Below are 23,607 nucleotides of genomic sequence, written 5' to 3'. Positions count from 1 at the left end.
TCCAGATCCGTGAGAACCGACACCTGCCGGGTATCGTCCTGGTCCGGATCGGGCGCACCGTCCTCGTTCAGCTGCCGCAGCAGCTTCTCGCGCACTCGTTTCTTCAGCGAATCACCCATACCGACAGCATGCCCCGATCGGCGACGTCCACCCGTTCGGCCACGCCGCCGGTCACACCGGAACCAGCCAGCTCCCCCACGGCGTATTGCGGAACACCGTATAGGCCACCAGGAAGGCGAGCGTCACCCAGAGCAGGGGGCGCGGCAGCCCCCGCGGCAGCAGTTGCGCCGGTTGCCCGCGCCAGCTGCGCACCATCCAATACCCCCACCACGCAACGAATCCCAGCAACAGCGGGAACAGCAGCAGATTGCTCTGCACCGCGTCCAGCACCCGCCCGTCGGTGAGATTGTGCAGTCCGCGCAGGCCACCGCAGCCGGGGCACCAGAAACCGGTCAGCTCGTAGAAGGGGCAGATCCCCCACGACCCCTCCTGATGCGGGTCCCGGAAGTGCACGGCGGCGGCGATTCCCGCGACCGCGCCACCGGCGAGCAGCGGCAGCCCCATGGCCCGCCACCGGGAGCGGGGCGGTGTATCGGGCGTATTCGCGAGGGTGGCGTCCACGCGATCAACGGTAGTGGCGTGGCATCGGGTGCGCCAGGCACGGCCTCATCGCACCCGATCCGGGTCTGGGCATTCCGGACCTCCGACGCCCGGGCGGAGTCGGCGTCGACACGCCCGCATCGGTTACCGGCAACCAATCACCGCAGGTGACACGCTGTCGCCGTGACCGATTCGCTGATGATGGACGCCATCGACGCCGTCTCCGACCTGGTGAACTCCCGCGCCGCCGCCACCGCGGGCACACCGCTACCCCCGGCGACTTGGCTATGGGACTGCTGCGCCCGCTTCACGGCCGCGCGGCAGCCGGAGTTCCGCGGCACCATCCACCCCGACCTGTCCGCCGCCGAGGCGAACGCGCACCTGTCCCAGTGGGCGCGAGCCCTCGACATGGTCGACACCACCACCCCCGGCGAAGCCGCCGAGGGCCGCCGCTCCTACTCCACCACCCTCGGCGCGGCCGCCATCCGCCTCACCGCCGTCATCGACGCCCTGGCCCCCGCCACCGAAACCCAGCCGCTCCCGATCCTCACGAACATGTCGTAGCCCTCCCCTACTATCGAAAGTTTGTTCGACTCGAGGTAATCTCCCCATCCATGCCGGAACTGTCCCGCCTCGATTGGGCTCGCATGAACCTCGACCAGGTCCGCAGACAACTCCTCGACGCGGCGGCCTTCGGCAAATACATCACCCCCGAACAGCTCGAACACGCCGCCGGCAAGATCGCCGAGGGCATGCGCATCTACCTGGAAGAGATACACCCCACCGACCCGGCACCGGACCGCTCCACCTTCCACGGACACATGGACGAATGGCCCGGCTGATGGCCGACGACGATCTAGTACCGGGTCCTGGCAGCGGCAAGCCTAGGCCGGTTCTCAACCATCAGCGGTAGCCGCGGACCCGGACACCGGCTGGATCGGTGACCGGCGCGGTGAGCGATCCGGCGAGCATGTCGATGATCTCTCCCCAGGCGTCCACATCCCCGGAGCGCACCTTTCCGGCCTCGACCGCGCGCTCGAAGTCGGCCAGCAGCGCGAAGAGCATCGTGGTCACCGCGCGCAGTCTGCGCACCCGTAGCCGCGGCGGCAGGTCGGCGAGCTCTCGGTCCAGGCCCTGCATGATGACCCGCACCGACGTCCGCTCGGCGCTGTCGAGATTGGCCGCGTCCGTCACCGCCGGATGGGTGTGAATCTGCGCGAGGAACCGGGCGTAGTGGTGGACGCCGTGCCGCTCACCGAGTTCGAACATGGGGATCACCAGCGCTTCGAGCAACCCGTGCACACCGGGCGGTGTGCCCGAACCCGCTTGTTCGGCAAGTAGTTCCAGCCGCCGCGCCTCCAACGTGGCCAGTCGCAGCTCGACCACGGCCGCGATGAGACCGTCGCGGGATCCGAAATGGTATTGGATCGCCGAGTTGTTCCGCTGGCCCGCGGCCGCCGCGATATCCCGCAGCGGCACCGCCTGCCCGCGCTCCGCGATCAGCCGTTCCGCCGCGAGAATGATCCGTTTCCGCGCATCCGTCGCCGCCATCCTCCGCCCTCCGTACTCGCCTGCCAGCACAGTAGCGCCCCACCAGGGGATAAAGAAGTTCTTCTTGACAGTTAAGTACTATTTCTTAAAGCTGCTGGTGACTACAGTCACAACGGTCAGCTCGGAGAGGGACTTTCTCGATGATCCTGGACACCTTCCGCCTGGACGGCCGCGTCGCCGTCGTCACCGGTGCGGGCCGCGGCATCGGCGCAGCCACCGCCCTCGCGCTCGCCGAAGCGGGCGCGGACGTCGCCATCGCCGCCCGCACCAAAGAACAACTCGACGAGGTCGCCGAACAGATCCGCACCCTCGGCCGCCGCGCCGTCACCGTCCCCTGCGACCTGTCCGACCTGGACGCGGTGCGGGCCTTCGCCGACACCGCGGCCGCGGAACTCGGCCACCTCGACATCGTGGTCAACAATGTCGGCGGCACCATGCCCAACACGTTCATGACCACCGGCACCGACTTCCTCGAAGAGGCATTCCGTTTCAACGTCTCCACCGCGCATGCGCTGACCCAGGCCGCGGTCCCGCACCTGCTGCGCGCGGGCGGCGGGTCCGTGGTGAACATCAGCTCGATGATGGGGCGCACCGCCGGACGCGGCTTCCTCGCCTACGGCACGGCCAAAGCCGCACTCGCACACTGGACCCGGCTGGCCGCGACCGACCTATCCCCGAAGATCCGAGTCAACGCCATCGCGGTCGGGTCGGTTCTCACCTCCGCGCTGGATGTCGTCGCACGGCAACCGGAGATCAAATCGGCCATGGAGTCGGCCACCCCGCTCGGGCGGCTCGGCGAGCCCTGGGAGATCGCCGCCGCCATCGTCTATCTCAGCTCCCGCGCCGGCGGCTACATCACCGGCAAGGTGCTCGAGGTGGACGGCGGTATCGAACGGCCCAACCTCGACCTCGGCCTGCCCGACCTGTGATCACCTACAGCACAAGGACATTCGATATGACCTATCGCGTAGTGCAGTGGAGCACCGGCAATGTGGGACGGCGCGCACTGCGATCCATCATCGCCCGGCCCGAACTGGAACTGGTCGGCGTCTGGGTGTCCGGCCCGGAGAAGGCGGGCCGTGACGCCGGCGAACTCGCCGGTCTCGACCGCGAGATCGGCGTCACCGCCACCGAAGACGCGGCGGCGCTGCTCGCCCTGCGACCGGACTGCATCGTCCACACCGCCATGGCCGACGACCGGCTCATGGAGGCCGTCGAAGAGCTGAAGGGTTTCCTGCGCGCGGGCATCAACGTGGTGTCCAGCAGCCCCGTCTTCTTGCAGTACCCCTACGGCGTCCTCCCCGACGAGGCCATCGCGCCGATCGTCGCCGCGGCCGAGGAGGGCGGAGCTTCGCTGTGGGTCAACGGGATCGACCCCGGCTGGGCCAACGACTGGCTGCCGCTGGTGCTGTCCAGCGGCTCCGAGCGCATCGACCACGTCGTCTGCTCGGAGATCATGGACTACTCCACCTACGACAATCCCAAGGTCGTCTTCGACATCATGGGCTTCGGCAGCGCCCTCGACGACCTGCCCATGCTGCTGCAGCCCGGTGTACTCACCCTCGCCTGGGGCAGCGTCGTCCGGCAGCTGGCCGCCGGCCTGGGCGTCGAACTCGATGCCGTGACACAACATTTCGAGCGGCTCCCGGCGACGGAGAAACTCGTCGTCGGCGACCGCGCGGTAGCCCCCGGAACGGCCGCAGCACTGCGTTTCCAGGTGCACGGCGTGCGTGCGGGCCGCGAGATCCTCACCCTCGAACACGTCACCCGTCTACACCCCGACCTCGCCCCCGACTGGCCCCAACCGGCCGGAAAGGGTTGCTACCGAGTCGAAATCGACGGCGACCCCGACTACCGTCTCGACCTCCAGCTCTACAGCGACGGCGACCACGCCTTGGCCGGCGTAATCGGCACCGCTGCCCGCCTGGTCAGCGCCGTCCCCGCGGTGGTAGAAGCGCGGCCGGGCCTGCTCACCGCCCTCGATTTGCCGCTCACGACCGGTCGCGGACTGGTGTCCTGAGTCGTTAAACCGGACCCGAAACCGCCCTATACAGGTACCACCCCGACCCGCTGCGCGAGTCGGCCGAGCTCCCCGGAAGTGAGGTCCCTACGCGCCGAGCGCATCATGTGGCCGACCAGTTCGCGCACATGCGTCATACTCCGAACATGCTGCGGCGCTGTGTGTTCGGCGCGCAATAGCGAGTGCAGCGACTCGCGGTAGTTCCGCTGCATCGCGTGGGCTCGGCCGATCTCCACGAAATACTGTGCTCGACGGCCCTGGACGGGCAGGTCGTCGGGCGAGAGGGTCGGCGCAAGGGCGAGAACACGACCGGGTTCGCGTTGTTCCATGGCAGCGGACATCCTCCACAGCTGGACATTCGATGCCGCGAACGTCTTGTTGCGGACCACCGAGGCCGAAGGTGCGGCGTCACTCAGCCTGTCGGCTTGCTCGGCCGCCGCGTCGAGGTGCGGGCCGGGATCGCCGCCCAATGCCGCGGTGACGAGCGATGATTGCAGGTGCAGCATCCCGCACGTTTCGACATCGCCGACCGTGCGCACGTCCGCGTCGATACGGTCGGCCGTACTCTTGGCGATGTCCAAAGCCGCAGGCAGGCCATCGGGCCGGGACAGCAGAACCTGACTGCGCACGAACGCGGTAGCCGCGAGCGCGGCCGTGCTTCCGGTGTGTGGCGCGGCGCGCTCGGCCTCCTGCGCCGCCGTCCAGGCTAGAGCCTGGTAGCCACGCGCCTTGAGAGCCGAAGCGACACCGTAGACGATCGAGGCGAACACGTCCCACGCTCGCTCTTGCTCGCTGCCCTTCGCATCTCGAAGATGCCGATAGCAGTCGGTCAGCATCGGTGCGAGCATCGGCCCGAGAGTGGCGTAGTCGCAATCATGACGCATACGTGTGGCGCTCTGCGCCAAGGCTGCCAGCTCATCGAGAGTTCGGGGCGGGCGCGCATCGGTGATGTTTCCCCGCGTCCACAGCACGGTCTCGATCGCAGGCACCGACATGTGGAATCCTGCGGCGGACGGGTCGAAGCGGTCCCCTTCATGCCCGGTGAGGTCGCCGATGGACACGCCGAGGGCTTCGGCCAGCGCCAACAAGACACGGCGCGAGTCGACCGGCCGTTCTCCCGCCTCGTACTTCGCGATAGCCCCTCGACTCAGAATGCCGGTGCGATCGGCGAGTACTTGCTGAGAGATGCCACGGCGGGCACGAATGGCCCGCACACGCTGACCGATGTAGCGGCTTTCGTCGATCCGGAATTCGCCCATAGTCTGCCCCTCGGTGGCGTCGGCAAAGCACCATGCTAGCCGTGTGTCCCGCAGCGGGACAGAACGCCGTGTGAATCCTGCCACTCTTCATGTCAGCCCCGGCGCCGGGTCGATAGCCCCGTCTCCCCCGGCGTCGGGTGCACTCCAACCGTTCCAGGGACCTGGAGGCACCCGACATGGAAATCATCCTCGCAATCGTGGTCACCGCGCTACTCCTCGTGGTCACCACAGCCGCCGCACTCGACCATGCGCCCCACGCCCGTCACCACCGCGGCCCCACCGTCGCGGAGATCCAGGCACGCCTCGACGCCGAGGCCGCGCGCCCGCTCGTTCCGCTGCAGGGGTCGTCATGACGATTCATCTTCCCGCAGGCATCGACGCCGCGACCATCGCCGCGATCATCAGCCACGCGAGTTCCCGATGGGCGGCTGAGCATCCACATGAGGCCATGCAGGCACACCTCGAATGCCGTGTCGGCCAATGTCTTACGAAGACGATCGCGTACAAGAAGCTCGTCGGCGACGGCAAGCTGGTACCGGGGGGATGGCCGGAGTGAGCGCGCCGCCCACACCGACGATGTACATCACCACGCACGCGAGCGGCACCGCACGCTGGGCGATCATCGACGGCGTCGCAACCGTTTTCGCAGTGTGCGACCTGCCCATGCCGCCCACAGAGAACGGTGTCGACCTCGGCAAGTGCTTCGACCTGTTCCCCGCCCAGCGCGAGCTGTTCTGGCAGATCCTCGCCGAACGCGAGGCCATGCGCCCCGGCGGACCCACCTGCGGCCGGATCTCCGGCCGGTGAGCGATCCGCGCTGAGTAAACCTGCCGGGGACGTTCGTTACGCTCTGGTCGTGGCCATCGGCGAGTTCACCACACTGACCGGACTCGAGGTCGAACAGATCTGGGTGTGGAAATCGTACCTGCGCTTGGTCTTCGAGCTCGGCGCACGCGATCGGTCCGGTATCTTCGTCGACCTGACCGACTTTCGATACATAGACGCGGCGAAAAACACCTGGGACGTCCGAGTCGAGGACGATCCGGCCACCGCCGGCCCAGTTCTCGGCGTGCTGAACCATCGGGTCACCGCCGCACAGATCCGGAACTGGGAACTGACCCTCACCTTCGACACCGGCGCATACATCGCATGCCCTCCTCAGGCAGCCTACGAAGCCTGGGCGGCCTGCCTACCCGACGCACGCTGGGATTGCCCGCCCGGCGCATCGGAGACCGACTGGCCTCACCCCTGACACCCAGCCGGTACTGCGAGGGCGTCGCACCGACCAGTGACGATCATCGCCCAGCCGCCCGCCCCGACCAGACCATCCAGGTCGCGAATGCATTGCCGAGCACCAACGCGACGAACGGGAGCGCGTAGACCAACGCGGCGGACAGGGACAAGCGCGCGGTCCAACTCGGCGAGTACGGATCACGCGGCGGCCCAACCGCTTCCTCGATTCCGGCCGCGGCGAACAGCAACGGCGGCAGGGACAGCAGGACGAGTCCGAGCATCGCCGTCACCGTGCCGGTGCGACTCCACAGCATCGAAGCGCCGAACAGCGCGAACACGATCCCCGGTAGGAACAACACGGCGCCGAACACCATGACGACCATCCAGTTACCGGCGATATCGGTGGCCACCGACCGATCGGCCACCTCATTGAGGATGGCGGTGGCCACCACCACACCGACCCCGAACCCAATCGGCGCGAATGCCATCCCCACCGTCCACGTCCCCGCGCGCGCCATTCCAGCAGCATGGCACACGATGCGGGTGACGCAGGATCGCCCGAGGGCGGAAACGACGAGGTCCGTCCCGGCGTTGCGGGTTGGGCCTTCGATCTCGGAACCGCGGGGAGGGATCGAACCCACGCTGCGATCCGTACCCGCTAATCGGCTCTCGCGCGTCTGGTGTCGTATGCCCATATCGCGATTTCGACGCGGTTGCGGGCGCCGAGCTTGGTCATCAACGATGCGACGTGGGTCTTGACCGTGCTCAAGCCGACGAAGAGTTCGGCGGCGATCTCGGCGTTGGTCCGGCCCCGTGCCACCAGCGCGAGCACCTCCTGCTCGCGCTCGGTGAGCGGGTCGATGGGCTGGACCGGTACCGCCGGCGCCTGATCGGCGAAGGTCGCCAGCAGCCGACGAGTGACGTTGGGTGCGATCAGCGCGTCCCCGTTGGCCGCCGCGTGAACAGCCTGCACCAGGAGCTGCGGCCCGGCGTCCTTGAGCAGGAAGCCGCTGGCACCGGCGCGTAGGGCACCGAGGATGTACTCGTCGAGGTCGAAGGTGGTGATCACGACGACCGCCATCGGGTCGGTCACGTCCGGCCCGGCCAGGCGCCGGGTCACCTCGACGCCATCGAGCCCGGGCATCCGGATGTCGACGAGGAGGACATCGGGACGCAGCCGGGTCGCCAGGTCGAGCGCCGCGAGCCCGTCCGCCGCCTCCCCCACGACCTCGATGCCGGGTTGCGCACCGAGGATCATCACCAGACCGGTCCGGACCAAATCCTGGTCGTCGGCGACGACAACACGGATGCTCATGGCAGCGCCCGCACCGGCAGCACGGCCTCGACCACCCAGCCGCCCTCGGGTCCGGGCCCTGCGGAGAGCGACCCCCCGAGGAGTTGGGCGCGTTCGGCCATGCCCAGCAGACCGAACCCGGGCTCCGGGACCGGCCCCGGCTCGATCTGTCCATCGTCGCTGACCCGCAGCCTGACGGCGTCACCCTCCCGGCATACGTCGATTCCGACGCGGGTCGCGCGCCGGGCGTGCCGGACGGCGTTGGTCAGCGACTCCTGCGCGAGCCGGTAGAGCGCGGCGTCCACGGGTCGAGCCAGCCGGGTCAACGAACCGTCCAGCGAGACCTCGACGGTGGGCGTCGCGTCGGCGCGCGCCAGCGCAGGCAGGTCCGCGACACCCCGCTGCGGTGAGTAGGCGACGAACTCCTCCGCACGCAGCACCCGCACCATGGATCTCATCTCCGCCAAGGTTCGCGACGCTTCGGACTCGATCGCGGCCAGGACCTCCGCAGCCTTCTCGGGCTGAATGCCGGCGACCGCGCCACCGGCCTGCGCCTGCACCGCGATGGCCGAGACATGGTGGGCCACGGTGTCGTGCAGCTCGCGCGCCAGCGCCACCCGCTCCTGGTTGCGGATCTCGCGCCGTTGGCGATGCCAGAGGTCCGCGCGGTAGCGGAACACCGCCGCGAGGGCGACGAGCAACAGCAGCAGGACGCTTCCGCCGAAAACATCGGCCCAGCCCGCGGCGGCGGCGTACATCCCCAGCGCGACAACAACTGTCACGAACGCCGCCCCCAAGGCCATCTCCCGCCCCGAGCCCCACCGCACCAGGGAGTAGAGCAGGATCAGGACGGCCATCATGGCGTAAAGGCCGAGGTCCCCGGGGTGCGCGGTCAGCTGGAGGACCGAGAGCAGCCCGGCGACACCCCACCCGACCAGGGCGGCCGTCAGGGGGCGACCCCGCCGCCAGAGCAGGGCGGGCAGCAGCGCCAGCGCGAGCACCACCACCAGGGGTCGCCAGGCCAAGCCCGGCCGCACGATGCCCTCTACCGAGACTGCGGCCGCGAACACGCCCACCAGCAGCCAGTCGAGCCGACCGATGGGTGGGACGTCGGCAGGCCGCGGCTCATGCCAGATGGAGCGCCGGGCAGTGACCACGGCTTCATCCTAGGGATCGGCGCGCCTCGGCGTACCAGCCGAAAGTACGAGATAAGGCTCCTGCCATCGGCCAGGTCAACTCCGGCCTCCGGGCCGGTGTGTCCGCCGCTGGGCTCGGTGATCGTGGACCTATCGATCCACACCACAACGGAGCCCACGATGAGAACACGTCAACCCGCTACCACCCTGGAAGAACAGCCGATGCCGGTGCGAGCCAAGCTCGCCGCAACGTGGACAAGCTTCATGTTCCTGTACGCCTACGTGGACATTCTCAACTTCTTCACACCCGGCGTCGTCCAAGACATCCTCGACGGCAAGGTCTTCGAGTTCGACCTCTCCCAGACCTTTTCGACCACGGCGCTGACCCTCATGGCCGTCCCGATCCTCATGGTCATGCTGTCGATGACGCTGCCCGCCAGGGTGAATCGCATCGCAAACCTCATCGTGGCCGCGCTCTACGCCCCCGTCACCGCATTCAACGCGCTGGGTGAGTCCTGGCTGTACTTCTACGGCCTCGGCGTCGTACTGGAATTGGTCCTGCTCGCCCTCATTCTGCGGTACGCCTGGACCTGGCCCCGCACCACAGCGTCGGTGACCATGTCGACCATCCCGCACCGTGATCCCGTTCGCGCCCAACACCAAGCGTGAACCATCCTCGATGACACCGGCCTAGCCGCGCCGCCCCCGTAAACGCCAGCAAGTGGCGAGAGAAACCTACTCGCCACCTGCTGTTCCGGAGCCGCCTGGGGGAATCGAACCCCCGACCTTTTCATTACGGCCGACCATGGCGACCCGCCACAACCACGTGATGTCGAACGCTACTGCGAGACCGTGAGTACCTGCGAAAAGGTCTCACAAGAGACTACTCTCGACAATCGAATGCACATTCGTACGACGCGCACGAGCGACCATTTCGTTGGGACTTCATTGGGGCTCAAACATCGGCACAAGCCGGCAAACAGACTGCGCAGCCAACCACTACACGATGTCGTTACGAAGGTACTGTCAAGACCAATTCGAGAGGGGAGGTGTCATGGCGGACAAGTCGAGCATCGAATGGACCGAAGCGACATGGAACCCCGTCACGGGATGCGACCGCGTGTCACCCGGCTGCGACCACTGCTACGCGATGACCCTGGCGAAACGACTCAAGGCGATGGGCGCGGAGAAATACCAGCACGATGGCGACCCGCGTACGTCAGGGCCCGGGTTCGGAGTAACGATTCACCCATCAGCACTTGAGATTCCACTGCACTGGCGACAGCCCCGCGTGGTGTTCGTCAACAGCATGTCCGACCTCTTCCACGCAAAAGTACCGATCGGCTTCATCCGGGATGTCTTCGACGTGATGAGGGAAACCCCTCAACACACCTACCAGATACTCACCAAACGATCGCTACGACTGAAACGCGTTGCAGACCAACTGGACTGGCCGAGCAACATCTGGATGGGTGTGTCGGTCGAGAACGCCGGTTACCTAACCCGGGTCGACCATTTGCGGAACGTCCCGGCGGCCGTCCGATTCCTGTCGTGTGAGCCGCTACTGGGCCCGCTCGACGACTTGGAACTCGACGGCATCAGCTGGGTGATCGCTGGTGGCGAATCCGGCGTGCGCCACCGACCGATGGATCCGGCGTGGGTGCGCAACATCCGCGACGCATGCAAGGTCGCTGACGTCCCGTTCTTCTTCAAACAATGGGGTGGGCGGACACCGAAGGCGATGGGTCGCGAGCTCGATGGCAGGGTGTGGGGCGAGATGCCGGCCTTGGCCAACTAATCGCCGCTCCCGAAATCGTGATCGGTCGGTGGCCGGTGGCGATCGGTCCACCACGCTCGGCTCGAAGGCCTCCAGTAGGGCGTTGACCTCCAGAGCACTTCTCTTTTCCCCTCCGGATCCATGACTGGCAGAGGTTCAGTGGCAGGCAGTTCGGACAGGGCGATCAGGGACAACTTCCCCAGCTCTTCTTCCCGCTTCGTGATGGCTAGCCGCCGAGCCTCATCGATCATTCTGGGCTCGCGTTCGGCTGCCTTGCGATACAGGTCCCGCATGATCTTGGCGCCCACGTCGTGATCGGAGGCAAATACCATGTCATAGATCGTGTGCCCGTTGGTCATCCGCATGGGAATCCGCTCGGTGTGCAGGTACCCGAGGTGTTCGGTCAACCGGAACCGGATGAGATTGACCATCTCGTCCCGATACTCGGGCCCGGTAATGATCCGAGCATCTCGCGCGTCCTGAATGTTCAACCAGTTCCAGGTGCCGTAGAAGCGGCTGATCTTCTCGCGGAACGCTCGGGTCTTCGATTTCTGACCGCCAACACCGCGAGCGACGGATGCTGGCGAAACCAGTAGCCACAGCTCCGCCTTCGTCTTCGATCTAGGATTCTTGAACTTGGACAGCTTGACCAGCGTCTCCCACTCCACCTCTGCGGCCTGCTGGTCGATGAAGACAAACGTCGGTGCCCAGTTCAAGGGTTGCAGATCGGCGAGAACAGTATCGATTGTTCTATTGCAGTCACCCCGGACCACCCGGAAGTCCGCCTGCGGGAACTCGTTGCGCAGCGCAACCTCCAGCTTGTCCGCATTAGATGGAAGCTCGAAGAACACATGCCGGGTGAAACCCGGGTCCGCAGACAGCACCCGCCGCGGTGAGCCATCGATCACCGAACCGGTCAGCCGCTCGACGTTCTCGGGCCGTCCCGCCATCAGATCGAGATACAGCCGCTCCGAACAACTCTTTGATGCCGTGTTGAATGCCGGCACGTAGTCGCCAAGGATATTGAGCTTGTTGCTCGTCCAGTAGGACCATTCACGTGCCACCGTGGGCCTCCTGCCACCCCTGCGGGCCCATACCACCCTGGCCCGACCCACGGAGAATACTGAACTCGCTCCATTTCTGTTGGCAAACAGGATGACGCTCAGTGCCACGACAGTGACGGCGCGTGCCCGGTTTGCCCCATCGCGCCCAGCGAGGCGGCAACATGCCTCCAGGCTGCCGGTAGACGGACGTTGTCAACCTCTGCCGCCCACGCTGTAGGCCATGAGCACCCCTCCGGGCGATTCTCGATGCGGAACCAATGCGGAATCGATGCGGAACAGCTTCAGAATGGATCGGAGTGGGATTCCGATCGGACTCTGATGCGAATGGGCCCTGAACTGCGCCTTTGGCGCAGGCTTCTCGCAGGTGGAGACAGCGTGAAGAGGTATGGGGGTGGAGAGGAATGAGGACCACAAGGAAGGAGGGTTGGGTGCCGACCTTGCGTAGAGCAGGTGGGTGCGTTGGGATGTCCGACGCCTACGGCGTCGTGTTCGCGCGTCAGGACGCGCTCAGCGCGGTGGTCCAGCTTGCCGTCGACGTCGCCGAAACAGAGGACCACAAGGAGGAGATTGGCTCAGCGCCCGGCGGGTGCCGACGGGTGAGCGACCTGGCTCAGTAGTTCCGGGCGACGTAGTCGACAACCGTTCGTGCAGCGTCTTCGACTCCGGACTCAAGTACGTTCGCGCGGTAATCGTCCCAGTTCGCCAGCTTCCCGGAATCTCTGTGCGCGCCGCGATGGGTCATGCGCTCTCGAATCTGAAGGGGATGAGCAGAGACCCAGACCGTACGCACCGGCGGTGCGGGTAGCGAGGTGCTCGAAGTGATCTGCTCGGAGAGCGAGAGGCCGCGAGCTGCGGCGGTTTGGACGTGGCCGAGGAACGGCGCGTCGACGACCACCGGCACTCGGTGTCCGACCATGAGCGCTTGGTGGACGAAGGCCGCGTAGATGTGCGGGTTGACGACGCGCATGTACGTGGCACTGTCCTTGTCGTGTGGGTTGCCCGTCAGCTCGGTCATCACCGATTCCTCGAGGTCTGGCGCGAATGAGTCTTTGTCAATGATGACCGCATCGATGATGGCAGCGAGATACTTGGCAGCCGTGGATTTGCCGGAGGCAGGGAATCCACAGATGACCGTCACACCTCCACAGCCTTCGCTCGCAATCTGATCGAGCGCATCCGCCATCGGCGGGCGGACTTCGGCAGGCAGTGATCGAACCGCTGGTCTGGCGGTCGGATTCATCGTTCCTCCAAAGGCTCTGCGGACTGTCGCGCTCACCTACTTGTTGCAGGGCGTAGTCCTAGTCTCTCAGACCCGCTGGAGGGCGGATGATTGCCAGATAACTACAGTTATCGGGCGATACTCCCTAACCCCGAGTCGCGAAGGGCGGTGCCGAGGTCGCGCGGTAAGCGCAGGTAATTCCGGGCGTTGACCGGGCGAGAGCAAGCGGGAACGATTGTGAAATGGATCCTGTGACGGCAGTAGTGGTTTCGGCGATCGCGGCGGGTGCGGTGGCGGGAGTATCAGAGACCGCATCCCAGGCTGTGAAGGACGCGTATACCGGGTTGAAGAATCTGCTCTCGGGCAAGTACCGCGACGTGGACGTGACCGCGGTGGAACGCAAACCGAACTCGGCAGCCAAACGGGAATCGTTGGCCGAGGATCTCGAAGATGCTGGTGTCGGGGGTGATTCAGAGTTGGCTGAGGCTGCCGTCGCGGTGCTGGAAGCGGTGCAACAACATGCTCCGCGGGTGGTGGTCGGTGTGGATGTGAAGAATCTTGTGGCCGCCGCGCTGGAGGTGGCGGACGTGAGATCCACTGGTGATGGTGTGCGAGTGGAGGACGGCACGATCGGGGGTGACGTGCGGATCCACGGTGTGCAGGCAGGGATTTCGGAGCCGCCGGACCCCCGGAACGCGCGGTCCTGACTCCCGGCACCACCGTGCGTTCGGATCCGCCGGGCGTTCTTGTCAACACCTTCACTGGTAACCGTGTTGGTGGCGACTTCTTCTTCAACCACTCGCCGGCCAAAACGCCACGGCCGGTGCGCGAACTCGTCACGCTGTTCGGAAGCGACGATCTACCCCTGAACTCGGAGGTGAACCCGTACGTTTTAGGAACGACCGCGTCGGTAGTTGGCAATGTTCATGATCACGGACGGTCCGACCCGTATGTGGCGCGGACCGCCAACCGGGTCGATTCCCGGTTGGGGACCGCGCTGTCCGGGTCCGAGATGGTGTTGGTGGTCGGGCCGCCGAAGGTGGGCAAAACCCGCACGCTGTTCGAAGCCGTCCGCAACTACGGTCGGTCGGCGCGGGTGCTGGTGCCGACCCAGAACCATTTGCGCGAATTGGCAAATCATCCGCGACTCACCGACACCACAGACCCGCTCGTGGTGTGGCTCGATGATCTGCACGAATACGTAAACGCCCCCGATCCGCTCACTCCGGGGGTGCTGGCGCAGCTGACCGCTCGGCCCGGCCGCACCGTGGTCGTGGCGACGCTGCGTTCGGAGAAGCTAGACCACCTGCGTGGTGAGAGGGAACTGCGGCGCGACATTCGTCTGCTGTTCGAGCAGGCCCTGATCATCGGCCTGATGTCCACCGGTGAGGATCCCGACGAGCAGATCGCTGCCAAAGGCAGATACCCCAGTATGCATTTCGACAACTATGGATTGGGCGAGCTCCTCGGCGGTGGACCGAAACTCACCGAACGGCAGCGAGATAGTCTCTCTTTCAATACAAGTCAGAGGCCCCGGGAAGACCCGAACTGGGCCTACCGCCAGTCCGCCGCCGGTCATGCCGACCTGATATACCGCCTCGGCATCGAGATCACCACGAACAGGATGGTGATCGGCACTGATCATTTGATCGACGCGGAGTCCTGTTTCCGCGGCGCTGCCGCCGTCGGCCACATGGATGCGATGTACCGCCTTGTTGACATGCTCGGCGACCGTGGCGAGATCGCTGAAGCAGAGACATGGCTACGCCAGGCAGCCGACGCCGGCCACTCGAAGGCGATGTACCACCTCGGTGTCTCGCTCGCCGACCGTAGCGAGATCGCTGAAGGGGAGTCCTGGCTGCACAAGGCCGCCGAGGTCGGTGACCGTGACTCGATGTACTCCGTCGGAATCCAGTTCGCCAAGCATGGCCAGGCAGCCGAGGCGGAGTCCTGGCTCCGCAAGGCCGCCGCCGCGGGCCACCCTGACGCGAAATTTGAGCTGGCCAGAAAGATGTACGACCTCGGCATCTCGCTTGCAGAGCGCGGCGAGACCGCTAAAGCCGAATCCTTGTTCAGCACGGCTGACGATGCCTATCCTCCCCCCGTTGTGGATCCTTCCCCCTTTGCGAGTCCTTTCCCTTTTGGGATCTCTGGGGACGTCTTCAGCACGCTCGCGCCGAGCTATTACGGGGCGGCCACGCGGCTCGACCGTCACATTTGGTACCGCTGTGACGCGATGTACCGTCTCGGTGTCGTGCTCGCCAACCGTGGCGAGATCGAAAAGGCAGAGTCCTGGCTCCGCACGGCGGCCGACTCCGGTCACCACGGCGCGAAGTATCACTTGCGTACCGTCAAATTCGATCACGGTGTCCTGCTCACTGAGCGTGGTGAGCTCGCTGAGGCTGAGTCGTGGCTCCGCAAAGCTGCGGCTGACGGTCATAACGACGCCCGGTACCGCCTCGGTGTCCTGCTCACTGAGCGAGGCAAACTTGCTGAGGCTGAGTCGTGGCTCCGCAAGGCTACGGGCAACTATTACCCCTACCCGCACAGCCGACATCCGGACGCGAGTTACCGCGTCGGTGTCCTGCTCGCGGAACGCGGCGAGACCCTCCAAGCGAAGACCTGGTTCCGCCGCGCCGCCGAGGCTGGCCACCAGGACGCGGCGAGCAGGCTCGATGCTCTGTTTGTCGATCGCCGACAGAGACGTCGGATGTGGCCTTTCGGTGGCAGATCTTGATCTGCTGGTATCGACGCAGCCCGCAGCGACGACCGCAGGTTGAGGGAGTTCTACCGGAACTCCCTCAACGGGCCCAGGGATAGGTGTGCTTCGGGTGATCAGCGCATGGCGCTTCGAATCTGTCCCGGCAGAGCACTTTGCGAGATTTGTAGTTCTTTCCTCGTCGAAAGTTGAGCTCCGACTACTCGCGAGCCGACGCTCGGTCGTTCAGCTTGTTGCCAGATAACCAAGGTTATCGGGCAATATCGGCTAGAGTGGGCGTGATCGACCTGCGCGGCACCGGACCGCCCGCGAGCGTTCGGTTCCTGGTTATCGGGCAACTTCGAGGATGGTGGCTGTGAGCGCACACGAACTCGACGCGAACGAGGACGCCGATGGAGTTCCGCTGGCGGTGCACATCGAGGACTTCCTGCGGGATCTGGGCAATGCGAACCGGCCGGCCAACACCATCCGCGCCTACCGCGGGGATCTGCTGGCCTTCGCCGACCACGTCGACGGCGATATCACCGCGGTCGGGGTCGCGGCGGTGCGCACGTTCCTGGCCGAGATCGCCGACCAGGCCCCGGCCACCCGCAAACGCAAACGCGCCTCGGTGGCCGCGTTCTGCGGGTGGGCGGTCCGCCACGACCTCCTGGACGCCAACCCCATGGACCGCGTCGACACCATCACCGTGCCCAAGACCCTGCCCCGCCCCGCCGCCCGCACCGAGGTCGTGCGGGTGCTCGACGCGATCTGCTCACGCCGCCCGCACAAGGAGATCCCCCTGGATGTGCTGCGCGATCGGGTGCTGTTCGAAACCGTCTACGTGTGCGGGGCCCGCGCCGACGAGGTGTGCGGGCTCTATGTCGAGGACTTCGACCTGACCCTCGACGACGAACACGTCCGCATCCACGGCAAGGGCGGCAAGGTCCGCTCGGTCCTCCTGGACGACCGCGGCTACGTCGCCCTCGTGCGCCTGTACCTCAAGCGCGCGAGCTACACCGCCGGGCCGATGTTCCGCGCCTCCATCAACGGCCGCGGCGGCCCACTGTCCTACTCCGCCGCCCACCACCGCTGGCAGAAGTACTGCACCACAGCCGGAGCCGAGATCGGCATCCACCAGCTGCGCCACTCCCACGCCACCGAACTCATCAACTCCGGCGTCAGCATCGAGGTGGTACGCCGCCGCCTCGGCCACGCCTCCACCGAAACCACCCTCATCTACACCCTGCTCGCGGACAAGGTCGCCGACAACGAGATCCGCACCGCGCGTCGACAACGCGGACCGCACTGAACTCGACGTACCGATCAGTGACAACGAAGGGCGTGTACGTCAGGAGGAAACCTCAACCGACGAGTTCGAAGGTCTTGTCGGCGAGCATTGGCGGACCACCGCTAGGGGGCACGATCGAGACTGAGATGGTGTAGGTACCCAGCGCCTTCGGGAACAGTCGCACCGAGCCCGGCCGTCCTGTGCATTCGGCGCTGCGGCGCTGCTCGTCGTATCCGTCGGGGCCGGTGATGGTGATGATCACGGTGCAGTTCGACGACTGGAGATCCCCGTCGGTGCCGCGGGCGCGCCACCGGAGGGACATGTCTACTCCTGGATTGGATGATCTCGATTGAAACAGGTCCGGGCCGACTCGTTCGCCTACACAGCATCGTTTCTCGGTCTCGATGGCGATTGAAAGTATCTCCGGTGGCGCTGGCTCCGAAGTTGTCGGCGTGACACGGAGACTGCTGCTCGCGGGTGTGGACCTGACGGTCACCAATGTCGTTGGGTAGGTGCTGATCGATCTGGGCATCGTGGTCGTCGACATTGAGGCGCTGGTGGACGGCGAGGGGAGAGAAGAAGATCGCGAACACTGAGCCGTCATGCCAAGGACGACTCCGATAATGGTTGCCACCGCGCCGACCACGGCCCCTAGACCGCTCATGACGGTGAACTTTCCCTCCTTCCCGCTGCCGTAGGGGCTACTTCCTCCCGGAGGGTTCCCCATCTATCCGCGCACCTCTTCCACTGTCACCGCGTATCGTCCACTGTCACCGCGTATCGTCCACCGTCACCGCGTATCGTCCGCTGCCGCCGGCGCGCAATACTGATCAACCGCTGACCTCCGCCACAGAGATTCCATAGCGTCCAGGGTCACCGCCTTCGGCGGACAGGGAGGCTTCGTGCTGAGCCTGCCTGGGCTGCGCCGCCACCGGGGAGTCGGGGCTGATCGTCAAGGGTGTTGCGGCACAACCACGGTCGGGAGGAATTTGGCCAGCTTGGTTGGCCTTCAGCGACTGGGGCGCGTGCTGTAGTAGGCCAGGATGCCCGCGGCGCCGGTCGCGGGCGGGATGAGCACTCCTCCCACGATCCACGGCTCGAGCAACTCCGGTGCGACGATCGCGATCCCCAGCATCGTCGAGAACACTCCGACGATGATCACGATGGCCGCGGTGTACCCCAGTCGACGCTCCCTGTAGGGCACCACCACATGGGTGGGAGTCTCCTTGGCCCGGTCGAAGGAGACTAGGTGGTCGTCGCCCTCAGGTGGCGGCCTCTCCGCATCGTCACCTGAGGGCAGTTCAGGCTGATCACTCACTGCTTATCCCTTCCCAGCTGGATCGGGCTGGCGCGGTAGCGACGCCAGCAACATCAGGGCTAGACCTGAGTTTCCCTCACATCTTACTGTGCTCTTAAGCATTTTTGAATGTAGTTTGATTGGTTTTCACACTCAGATATTACTCAGGAACCGATCAAAGTATGCGATAATCGTAGGCACCTATCCAAACGAGAGGATCCCCGAAGGGTGGTCGCGGGGTGTGCGTCCTGCGAAAGCACGGAAACGCCAGGGGTTGGTCGAACAACCTCCACTCGTCGCGCGACATCGGTTCGGGACGAAGGGACGATCATCATGCTTGAACTCTGGCGTCAGCAGGGAGCGCGCACTCCCGAGGGAGGCGACCCGCCGCAGCGGGGTCTAGTCGCGGTCCCAGACTTTGAATCCGAACCCGAGGCCGAGGCGCAGGAGGAGTCCCCGCAGGCCCGGTTGAGCACCTACGTGAACAGCGCTACGGCTCGCTGTCTACGCGATCTCATGGACGCCGAGGGGGTAACCCTCACCGAGGCCGTCCGACGACTCATCGCCTATGGCGACATCGTCTATCAGGCACACAAAGCCGGCAGGAAGGTACTGCTACACGCAGAAGGCAGGACGGACCAGGTGATCGTCGCACAGTAGCGATCGCCGCGATCCTGTGCAGGTAATGACAGCGACGCAGACCGACGTCCGTTCCTGGAGTTCGGACGCCGGTCTACCGCCGTGTCCCGAGCGCGCCCGCGGGGAACCTGCGCGCCAGCTCGGACCGCACAGCCAGGATCACGGCTGCCGCGACGAAGCCCAACACGGCCCCCGCCCCAAGAACCGCCAGATCGGGGAGGCTCGACTCGTAATACGGCGTGATCAGATGTGTCGGAGACTCCGACGGCCTGTCGTCGCTCTGAAATCCCCAGGACAGGGAGGGGTTGTGCTGCACCACACACCCAACCTACACACCGCCGATCGGGCATATCACCGCACCCCTGACCGTTTCCATCAGTAAGAAGATCGCAATGTTGATGCAAATTTCTCTGATATTTTGCAACAGTTAATTGTACGAAAGTAACTATGGAGTCCGATCATCAGGCATCCGAGCACGGCGTCGACCTGCGCGATCGGTCCTGAAACGCAACCGAATGGAAGGAACGGAGTATGACTCCCCCAAAGTCGAAGCGGGCGAAGGGTCCGCTAGCTGACCACGATTCCACTCAGCAGCAGGGCGATGCGGGCCCTGAGCCGCAGCCGCGTCTGAGTATCAACGTGAACCACGCTACGGCCACGATCTTGCGCGACTTCGCGAAGGCGAAGGGGGTGACCGTCACCGAGGCGGTCCGACGGCTGGTGGCCTACGGCAACACCGTCTTTCAGGCAGACCAAGAAGGCAAGAAGGTCCTGTTCAAGGACGGTGACGAGATCGAAAGGCTCATCATCGTGGACTGACCCGAACACCAAGCCGCCGTAGCGGGAGCACCGAAAGGGGCTGGCCCGATGAACCATCCCTGGCGCGAACGATCAGTCTCCTAGCCACGGCGGCATCCGTTCGACTCGACCGCACTTACGCGTCTGCTGACAAACGGGGCAGGCGGAATCCACCGCACCCGCACAGTGCCCGACTGCCGGTCTACCGTGATCAGGCGGCCTGTTCCGCCGCCGCCGAAGGACGAGGACACATGCACGGATACCTGGATGCCGAAGGCGTCGTCGCGACTCCGCGCAACTGGCTGAGTACCTACTTCCACACCAACCCTCACCACGGCAAGACCCACCACGAGCTGACCCGCGAGATCCGCGAGGTAGCCGCTGAAGCCCGCAAAAGCGGGATGCCCGGCAACGACCTGGAAGACCAGTGGTGGCGCGCCCATTACCTGCATGAGGCCCGCGCTCAACTCAACTGATCAGAACAGCCGCTCCGACGGCGGTGTCCTGGATGAGCGAGCCCGAATCTGCTGCTGAGCTTCGGCACTCATGATTTCGAGGATGGCGTCGATCTCGTCCTGGACGACCCCGGCCTCGTCTTCGAGGTCCGTGGTGTCGGCGTCCGGGTCGGTCGCGAGGGCGGCCTCGATCTGCTCGCCGATGCGCGCCAGCTCCGCCCGCAAATAGGTCAGCCGCTCCCCTGCCACGACCTCACTCTATGGAGCGCGCTCCGGACCGCGAGAATCCACCGGTCGCACGATTACTGCCTGGACCCTGGTCAGGAGCGGGGTCCTTTGCCGTCGCGGATCTTGGCGATGTACTCGCGGGTGAATTTGGTGTCGCGGGCGATGGCGCTGGGGCCTTCACCGTCGTCAAGGGCGGCTTTGATCTCGGCAAGCAGCTCAGCGCGGGCGGTGTCGTAAGCCTCGCGTTTGGCGCGCAGCGCGGGTCCGTGGCCGGTGTCGTCGGTCATGCCCATCACCCTACCCAACAATGTTCGCGAACAAAGTTGACATGATCCCACCCCCTCCGTAGCGTGAACTTCATTCGCGAACTTTGTTCACATTGGAGGGTGTTGTGACACTCGAATCGACGGTCTTCTTCGCCGGATGGGGCGGGGACTCGCTGGGCTGGGAGCAGGTTCCCGGGATCTCGCTGCGGATCGCGGCCAACCACAATCCGGTCGCCGTGGCGGTACACGAGCTGAACTTCCCCGATGCCGAGCATCTGCCGCCGGGGGACGTGGAGGGGCTGGAGCTGGAGAAGCTGCCGCCGACCGAGCTGTTCTGGGCCTCGCCGGCGTGCCCGGAATGGACCGACGCCAAAGGGGTCAAACGCTACTTCGACCGCTCCAACCAGCTGACCATGTTCGACGAGGAGCTGGGCACGGTGGAAGATCCCGCCGCGGCGCGCTCACGGGCGCTGGTGGAGCAGATCCCCCGGTACCTGCGGGCCATGGCCGCGCGAAACTGGCCGGTGCTGGCCGGGGTGATGGAAAACGTCATCCAGTGCCGCCGCTGGGACGACTGGAACCGCTGGCTGCGCGAGATCCAGGACATCGGCCCCGGCTACGAGACCAAGGTGATCGCGTTCAACTCCATGCACGTCATGCCGCGCCGGTGCCGCCGCGCCCCGCAGTCCCGCGACCGCCTCTACGTCGCCTACTGGCTCAAATCCCTGGTACGCCAGCCCGATTGGGACAAGTGGCTGCGCCCGCACGCCTGGTGCCCGACCTGCGAGCAAACCGTCGACGCGGTGCAGGTGTTCAAAGACCCCCGCAAGGACATGGGCCGCTACGGCCGCCACGGCCAGTACGTGTACCGCTGCCCGTCCATCCGCTGCCGCAACAGCGTGGTCGACCCGTTCACCGCCCCGGCCGCCACCGCCATCGACTGGACACTCCCTCCCGGGGACAAGATCGGTAACCGTGCCAAACCCCTGGAGGACAACACCATCGAACGCATCCGCATCGGCCTATCCCGCTACGCCCACCGACCCTTCCTGCAGCCCGTCGGCGGGACCTGGCGCACCGCTGCGGTCGATATCGACCACCCAATGCCCACCCGCACCACCCGCGAAACCGACGCTCTGGTGATGCCGCCACTGGTGCTATCGACCACTGGCCGCGCCGGAAGCGGCCAAGCCCGCCCCGCCTCGGCACCGCTACCGACCCAGACCACCCGCCGCGAACTTGCCGTCGCAGTACCCCCGTTCATCGCCGAACTGCGCGGTGGAGGCTCCAAGAAGTCCGCGCGCGGTGTCGCCCAGCCGTTGGCGACCTTCGCCGCGTCCGGCTTCCACCACGGCCTGGTGCAACACCCCGATACCGACGCCGCTCAAGCCGTGCGGCATCTGTTGGTGCCCTACTACCGCACCGGCCGCGCCCACCCGATTACCGAACCGATGGGCACTCTCACCACCCGCGACCGCTTCGGCCTGCTCGGCATCGACGAAGTCAACGCCCTGGTCGACGAGTGCACCTTCCGGATGCTCGAATGCTGCGAAATCCGGGCCGGCATGGCCTTCCCCGACGAGTTCCAAGCCCTCGGCGACAAACGCACCCAAGCCCGCGGTTACGGCAACGCTGTCACCCCACCGGTCTCCGAAGTCCTGGGCTGTGCCCTAGTCGAAGCCGTCACCGGCGAGGACATCGAACGCTTCGACACCGCCGCCTGACCGGGCTTCGACACGAACCGCCGACCTTTGTCATTACTGTAGGACGGCGGTTCGATACGTTCAGCCCTTGTGGCTGCGGAAGAAGGCGCATCCGCCCGCCAAACCCCCCCGAGTACGACCTGGTGTTCCCCTCGGAGAACTGGACGCTGCGCGACCCGAACAATGTCCAGCACCAATGGCAGCGGGTACGCGACGCGCTCGGGATCCCGGACGACATCACCGCGCACAGCTTCCGCGGTGCGGTCGCCACCATCCTCGATGACGCCGGCCTGTCCGCGCGAGTCACCGCCGATGTCCTCGGTCATGCCGACCCGTCGATGACTCAGCGCCGATACATGGCCCGCGGCCGAGTGCACCCCGCAGCAGCCGAAGCACTGCACAAGGCGGTGCACGTCGAGTGACTTTGTTGGGATATAGGTGGGATTCGAACCCCGAAACGCCAGCAGGTGGCGAGAGAAACCTACTCGCCACCTGCTGTTCCGGAGCCACCTGGGGGAATCGAACCCCCGACCTTTTCATTACGAGTGAAGCGCTCTACCGACTGAGCTAAGGTGGCGTGCCATTCGGCGGTGCGAGTCTATCGTCTTCGGCGCGGATCGCGAAAACCGGTGGTCGGGGGCTAGGTGGTGCGGGCGGCTATGAGGGTGGCGACCATGGCGGCGACGGCGAAGCGGGGTTTGACGTTGGTGTCGAGGGCTTCGCGGCATTCGAGGACGGCTTGGATGGAGCGGAGTAGGCCCTCGGGGCGGACGTCGGAGGCCAGTTCGCGGATCTGGTCGGACATGTCGGGGTGGGTGAGGGCGACGCCTTGGGCGTCGGGGGTGGTGGCGCGCAGGCGGACGGCGAGGGCGTCGCGGTAGAGACCGGCGACGTCGATGAGGGCGCGGTCGAGGGCGTCGCGGCCGGTGCGGGTGGCGCGGGACTTCTGGCGGCGTTCCAGGTCTTTGAGGGCTCCGGCGGAACCCCGGGTGGCCGAGGCGGTGCCCTTGCCGGTGCCGCCCGCGCCCATGGCGGTGGCCAGTTCCTCGCGTTCCTTGCCGTCGCGTTCGGCGCTGACC

Annotated in this window: 31 protein-coding genes, 1 tRNA gene and 1 pseudogene; 19 read left to right on the top strand and 14 right to left on the bottom strand. The window is 65.7% G+C overall.

All coding sequences use genetic code 11. From position 1 onward, the window contains the following. Positions 1-171: 171 nt before the first annotated feature. On the bottom strand, positions 172-621 hold the full coding sequence (locus QK444_RS09955) for a DUF2752 domain-containing protein (protein WP_282779174.1): 450 nt from the start codon (positions 619-621) through the stop codon (positions 172-174). 162 nt (positions 622-783) lie between these two features. Between QK444_RS09955 and QK444_RS09950 the strand changes: the two genes are divergently transcribed. Continuing rightward, positions 784-1,164, top strand: a complete 381-nt coding sequence (locus QK444_RS09950; protein ID WP_282779173.1) for a hypothetical protein — start codon at positions 784-786, stop codon at positions 1,162-1,164. A gap of 50 nt (positions 1,165-1,214) precedes the next feature. Then, on the top strand, positions 1,215-1,442 hold the full coding sequence (locus tag QK444_RS09945; protein ID WP_282779172.1) for a DUF6374 family protein: 228 nt from the start codon (positions 1,215-1,217) through the stop codon (positions 1,440-1,442). A gap of 61 nt (positions 1,443-1,503) precedes the next feature. Here the strand turns inward: QK444_RS09945 and QK444_RS09940 are convergent, their stop codons facing one another. Beyond that, the gene (locus tag QK444_RS09940; protein ID WP_282779171.1) at positions 1,504-2,151 is read right to left on the bottom strand and encodes a TetR/AcrR family transcriptional regulator; all 648 of its coding nucleotides are present in this window, start codon (positions 2,149-2,151) and stop codon (positions 1,504-1,506) included. Positions 2,152-2,291: 140 nt separating this feature from the next. Between QK444_RS09940 and QK444_RS09935 the strand changes: the two genes are divergently transcribed. Further along, positions 2,292-3,080, top strand: a complete 789-nt coding sequence (locus tag QK444_RS09935; RefSeq protein ID WP_282779170.1) for an SDR family oxidoreductase — start codon at positions 2,292-2,294, stop codon at positions 3,078-3,080. Between the two features lie 26 nt (positions 3,081-3,106). Then, on the top strand, positions 3,107-4,171 hold the full coding sequence (locus QK444_RS09930) for a diacylglycerol kinase (RefSeq protein WP_282779168.1): 1,065 nt from the start codon (positions 3,107-3,109) through the stop codon (positions 4,169-4,171). Between the two features lie 26 nt (positions 4,172-4,197). Here the strand turns inward: QK444_RS09930 and QK444_RS09925 are convergent, their stop codons facing one another. Continuing rightward, positions 4,198-5,430 (bottom strand): helix-turn-helix transcriptional regulator, encoded by a 1,233-nt coding sequence (locus QK444_RS09925; protein ID WP_282779166.1) that lies wholly within the window; start codon positions 5,428-5,430, stop codon positions 4,198-4,200. Positions 5,431-5,606: 176 nt separating this feature from the next. Between QK444_RS09925 and QK444_RS09920 the strand changes: the two genes are divergently transcribed. Genes QK444_RS09920 through QK444_RS09905 form a run of 4 tightly spaced genes read left to right on the top strand, consistent with a single transcriptional unit; the run spans position 5,607 to position 6,682 of the window. Further along, positions 5,607-5,783 carry a hypothetical protein gene (locus QK444_RS09920; protein WP_282779164.1) on the top strand — a complete coding sequence of 59 codons (177 nt, stop codon included), beginning with the start codon at positions 5,607-5,609 and terminating at the stop codon, positions 5,781-5,783. Next, entirely contained in the window at positions 5,780-5,986 is a 207-nt protein-coding gene (locus QK444_RS09915) for a hypothetical protein (protein WP_282779163.1), read from the top strand. Before QK444_RS09920 ends, QK444_RS09915 begins: the two co-directional genes overlap by 4 nt. Continuing rightward, positions 5,983-6,237 carry a hypothetical protein gene (locus QK444_RS09910; protein WP_282779162.1) on the top strand — a complete coding sequence of 85 codons (255 nt, stop codon included), beginning with the start codon at positions 5,983-5,985 and terminating at the stop codon, positions 6,235-6,237. The genes QK444_RS09915 and QK444_RS09910 overlap by 4 nt, the downstream gene beginning before the upstream one ends. A 49-nt stretch (positions 6,238-6,286) precedes the next feature. Beyond that, positions 6,287-6,682 (top strand): DUF6188 family protein, encoded by a 396-nt coding sequence (locus tag QK444_RS09905; RefSeq protein ID WP_282779161.1) that lies wholly within the window; start codon positions 6,287-6,289, stop codon positions 6,680-6,682. Positions 6,683-6,725: 43 nt separating this feature from the next. On the opposite strand, the gene QK444_RS09900 is transcribed toward QK444_RS09905, so the two are convergent. The 3 genes from QK444_RS09900 to QK444_RS09890 all read right to left on the bottom strand — a co-directional run bounded on the left by QK444_RS09900 (position 6,726) and on the right by QK444_RS09890 (position 9,114). Further along, positions 6,726-7,151 (bottom strand): hypothetical protein, encoded by a 426-nt coding sequence (locus tag QK444_RS09900; protein WP_282779160.1) that lies wholly within the window; start codon positions 7,149-7,151, stop codon positions 6,726-6,728. Positions 7,152-7,321: 170 nt separating this feature from the next. Continuing rightward, positions 7,322-7,978: a response regulator transcription factor gene (locus tag QK444_RS09895; RefSeq protein ID WP_282779158.1), complete on the bottom strand. Its 657-nt coding sequence runs from the start codon at positions 7,976-7,978 to the stop codon at positions 7,322-7,324. Beyond that, the gene (locus QK444_RS09890; RefSeq protein ID WP_282779156.1) at positions 7,975-9,114 is read right to left on the bottom strand and encodes a histidine kinase; all 1,140 of its coding nucleotides are present in this window, start codon (positions 9,112-9,114) and stop codon (positions 7,975-7,977) included. Before QK444_RS09890 ends, QK444_RS09895 begins: the two co-directional genes overlap by 4 nt. A gap of 159 nt (positions 9,115-9,273) precedes the next feature. Between QK444_RS09890 and QK444_RS09885 the strand changes: the two genes are divergently transcribed. Continuing rightward, the gene (locus QK444_RS09885; protein WP_282779154.1) at positions 9,274-9,762 is read left to right on the top strand and encodes a DUF6326 family protein; all 489 of its coding nucleotides are present in this window, start codon (positions 9,274-9,276) and stop codon (positions 9,760-9,762) included. Positions 9,763-10,147: 385 nt separating this feature from the next. Continuing rightward, the gene (locus tag QK444_RS09880; RefSeq protein ID WP_282779152.1) at positions 10,148-10,891 is read left to right on the top strand and encodes a phage Gp37/Gp68 family protein; all 744 of its coding nucleotides are present in this window, start codon (positions 10,148-10,150) and stop codon (positions 10,889-10,891) included. On the opposite strand, the gene tcmP is transcribed toward QK444_RS09880, so the two are convergent. Further along, entirely contained in the window at positions 10,888-11,934 is a 1,047-nt protein-coding gene (gene tcmP / locus QK444_RS09875; RefSeq protein WP_282779151.1) for a three-Cys-motif partner protein TcmP, read from the bottom strand. The two genes, QK444_RS09880 and tcmP, sit on opposite strands and share 4 nt — an antisense overlap. Positions 11,935-12,398: 464 nt before the next feature. Here tcmP and QK444_RS09870 point away from each other — a divergent pair, with 464 nt between their 5' ends. Continuing rightward, on the top strand, positions 12,399-12,551 hold the full coding sequence (locus QK444_RS09870; protein WP_282779149.1) for a hypothetical protein: 153 nt from the start codon (positions 12,399-12,401) through the stop codon (positions 12,549-12,551). Here QK444_RS09870 and QK444_RS09865 read toward each other — a convergent pair. Then, complete coding sequence (locus QK444_RS09865; protein ID WP_282779148.1) at positions 12,545-13,174, bottom strand: AAA family ATPase; 630 nt, start codon at positions 13,172-13,174, stop codon at positions 12,545-12,547. The genes QK444_RS09870 and QK444_RS09865 overlap by 7 nt on opposite strands. 221 nt (positions 13,175-13,395) lie before the next feature. On the opposite strand from QK444_RS09865, the gene QK444_RS09860 reads away from it, so the two are divergent. From QK444_RS09860 to QK444_RS09850, 3 genes are all read left to right on the top strand, one after another. Then, complete coding sequence (locus tag QK444_RS09860; RefSeq protein WP_282779147.1) at positions 13,396-13,860, top strand: hypothetical protein; 465 nt, start codon at positions 13,396-13,398, stop codon at positions 13,858-13,860. 14 nt (positions 13,861-13,874) lie between these two features. Further along, complete coding sequence (locus QK444_RS09855; RefSeq protein WP_282779146.1) at positions 13,875-15,890, top strand: tetratricopeptide repeat protein; 2,016 nt, start codon at positions 13,875-13,877, stop codon at positions 15,888-15,890. 337 nt (positions 15,891-16,227) lie between these two features. Beyond that, positions 16,228-17,163 (top strand): tyrosine-type recombinase/integrase, encoded by a 936-nt coding sequence (locus QK444_RS09850; protein WP_282779145.1) that lies wholly within the window; start codon positions 16,228-16,230, stop codon positions 17,161-17,163. Positions 17,164-17,215: 52 nt separating this feature from the next. Here the strand turns inward: QK444_RS09850 and QK444_RS09845 are convergent, their stop codons facing one another. Both QK444_RS09845 and QK444_RS09840 read right to left on the bottom strand, forming a co-directional pair. Further along, the gene (locus QK444_RS09845) at positions 17,216-17,464 is read right to left on the bottom strand and encodes a hypothetical protein (RefSeq protein ID WP_282779143.1); all 249 of its coding nucleotides are present in this window, start codon (positions 17,462-17,464) and stop codon (positions 17,216-17,218) included. A 687-nt stretch (positions 17,465-18,151) separates the two neighbouring features. Continuing rightward, a complete protein-coding gene (locus tag QK444_RS09840; RefSeq protein ID WP_282779141.1) occupies positions 18,152-18,460 on the bottom strand; it encodes a hypothetical protein in 309 nt (102 codons plus the stop codon). Positions 18,461-18,772: 312 nt separating this feature from the next. Between QK444_RS09840 and QK444_RS09835 the strand changes: the two genes are divergently transcribed. The 3 genes from QK444_RS09835 to QK444_RS09825 all read left to right on the top strand — a co-directional run bounded on the left by QK444_RS09835 (position 18,773) and on the right by QK444_RS09825 (position 20,352). After that, a complete protein-coding gene (locus QK444_RS09835; protein WP_282779139.1) occupies positions 18,773-19,099 on the top strand; it encodes a hypothetical protein in 327 nt (108 codons plus the stop codon). Between the two features lie 642 nt (positions 19,100-19,741). After that, entirely contained in the window at positions 19,742-19,897 is a 156-nt protein-coding gene (locus tag QK444_RS09830) for a hypothetical protein (RefSeq protein ID WP_282779137.1), read from the top strand. Between the two features lie 230 nt (positions 19,898-20,127). After that, positions 20,128-20,352 carry a hypothetical protein gene (locus tag QK444_RS09825; RefSeq protein ID WP_282779135.1) on the top strand — a complete coding sequence of 75 codons (225 nt, stop codon included), beginning with the start codon at positions 20,128-20,130 and terminating at the stop codon, positions 20,350-20,352. Here QK444_RS09825 and QK444_RS09820 read toward each other — a convergent pair whose 3' ends face one another. Together QK444_RS09820 and QK444_RS09815 are read right to left on the bottom strand one after the other, a co-directional pair. Further along, on the bottom strand, positions 20,353-20,580 hold the full coding sequence (locus tag QK444_RS09820) for a hypothetical protein (protein WP_282779134.1): 228 nt from the start codon (positions 20,578-20,580) through the stop codon (positions 20,353-20,355). 71 nt (positions 20,581-20,651) lie between these two features. Continuing rightward, a complete protein-coding gene (locus tag QK444_RS09815; RefSeq protein WP_282779133.1) occupies positions 20,652-20,846 on the bottom strand; it encodes a hypothetical protein in 195 nt (64 codons plus the stop codon). Between the two features lie 104 nt (positions 20,847-20,950). Between QK444_RS09815 and QK444_RS09810 the strand changes: the two genes are divergently transcribed. Both QK444_RS09810 and QK444_RS09805 read left to right on the top strand, forming a co-directional pair. Then, a complete protein-coding gene (locus tag QK444_RS09810) occupies positions 20,951-22,549 on the top strand; it encodes a DNA methyltransferase (protein ID WP_282779132.1) in 1,599 nt (532 codons plus the stop codon). 110 nt (positions 22,550-22,659) lie between these two features. Further along, positions 22,660-22,950, top strand: a pseudogene (locus QK444_RS09805) (tyrosine-type recombinase/integrase); the annotation flags it as partial. Between the two features lie 82 nt (positions 22,951-23,032). On the opposite strand, the gene QK444_RS09800 reads toward QK444_RS09805, so the two are convergent. Both QK444_RS09800 and QK444_RS09795 read right to left on the bottom strand, forming a co-directional pair. Continuing rightward, positions 23,033-23,105, bottom strand: a tRNA-Thr gene (locus QK444_RS09800). 63 nt (positions 23,106-23,168) lie between these two features. Beyond that, a partial coding sequence (locus QK444_RS09795; RefSeq protein ID WP_282779130.1) for a DNA polymerase III subunit delta' C-terminal domain-containing protein occupies positions 23,169-23,607 on the bottom strand: 439 nt, incomplete at its 5' end.

Origin of the sequence: Nocardia sp. CC201C (assembly GCF_030010695.1) — a bacterium.
GTDB lineage: Bacteria > Actinomycetota > Actinomycetes > Mycobacteriales > Mycobacteriaceae > Nocardia > Nocardia otitidiscaviarum.
Note: the sequence above shows the minus strand (reverse complement) of the source record. Positions and strands in the feature narration are given on the sequence as shown.

What these genes read in the sequence shown, in the direction of transcription:
- QK444_RS09940 (WP_282779171.1), bottom strand. Translation starts at nt 2,151, where the DNA reads ATGGCGGCGACGGATGCGCGGAAACGGATCATTCTCGCGGCGGAACGG.
- QK444_RS09935 (WP_282779170.1), top strand. Translation starts at nt 2,292, where the DNA reads ATGATCCTGGACACCTTCCGCCTGGACGGCCGCGTCGCCGTCGTCACC.
- QK444_RS09870 (WP_282779149.1), top strand. Translation starts at nt 12,399, where the DNA reads ATGTCCGACGCCTACGGCGTCGTGTTCGCGCGTCAGGACGCGCTCAGC.
- QK444_RS09885 (WP_282779154.1), top strand. Translation starts at nt 9,274, where the DNA reads ATGAGAACACGTCAACCCGCTACCACCCTGGAAGAACAGCCGATGCCG.
- QK444_RS09930 (WP_282779168.1), top strand. Translation starts at nt 3,107, where the DNA reads ATGACCTATCGCGTAGTGCAGTGGAGCACCGGCAATGTGGGACGGCGC.
- QK444_RS09865 (WP_282779148.1), bottom strand. Translation starts at nt 13,174, where the DNA reads ATGAATCCGACCGCCAGACCAGCGGTTCGATCACTGCCTGCCGAAGTC.
- QK444_RS09900 (WP_282779160.1), bottom strand. Translation starts at nt 7,151, where the DNA reads ATGGCATTCGCGCCGATTGGGTTCGGGGTCGGTGTGGTGGTGGCCACC.
- QK444_RS09920 (WP_282779164.1), top strand. Translation starts at nt 5,607, where the DNA reads ATGGAAATCATCCTCGCAATCGTGGTCACCGCGCTACTCCTCGTGGTC.
- QK444_RS09835 (WP_282779139.1), top strand. Translation starts at nt 18,773, where the DNA reads ATGCTTGAACTCTGGCGTCAGCAGGGAGCGCGCACTCCCGAGGGAGGC.
- QK444_RS09895 (WP_282779158.1), bottom strand. Translation starts at nt 7,978, where the DNA reads ATGAGCATCCGTGTTGTCGTCGCCGACGACCAGGATTTGGTCCGGACC.
- QK444_RS09825 (WP_282779135.1), top strand. Translation starts at nt 20,128, where the DNA reads ATGCACGGATACCTGGATGCCGAAGGCGTCGTCGCGACTCCGCGCAAC.
- QK444_RS09880 (WP_282779152.1), top strand. Translation starts at nt 10,148, where the DNA reads ATGGCGGACAAGTCGAGCATCGAATGGACCGAAGCGACATGGAACCCC.
- QK444_RS09915 (WP_282779163.1), top strand. Translation starts at nt 5,780, where the DNA reads ATGACGATTCATCTTCCCGCAGGCATCGACGCCGCGACCATCGCCGCG.
- QK444_RS09860 (WP_282779147.1), top strand. Translation starts at nt 13,396, where the DNA reads ATGGATCCTGTGACGGCAGTAGTGGTTTCGGCGATCGCGGCGGGTGCG.
- QK444_RS09815 (WP_282779133.1), bottom strand. Translation starts at nt 20,846, where the DNA reads ATGACCGACGACACCGGCCACGGACCCGCGCTGCGCGCCAAACGCGAG.
- QK444_RS09845 (WP_282779143.1), bottom strand. Translation starts at nt 17,464, where the DNA reads ATGTCCCTCCGGTGGCGCGCCCGCGGCACCGACGGGGATCTCCAGTCG.
- QK444_RS09925 (WP_282779166.1), bottom strand. Translation starts at nt 5,430, where the DNA reads ATGGGCGAATTCCGGATCGACGAAAGCCGCTACATCGGTCAGCGTGTG.
- QK444_RS09945 (WP_282779172.1), top strand. Translation starts at nt 1,215, where the DNA reads ATGCCGGAACTGTCCCGCCTCGATTGGGCTCGCATGAACCTCGACCAG.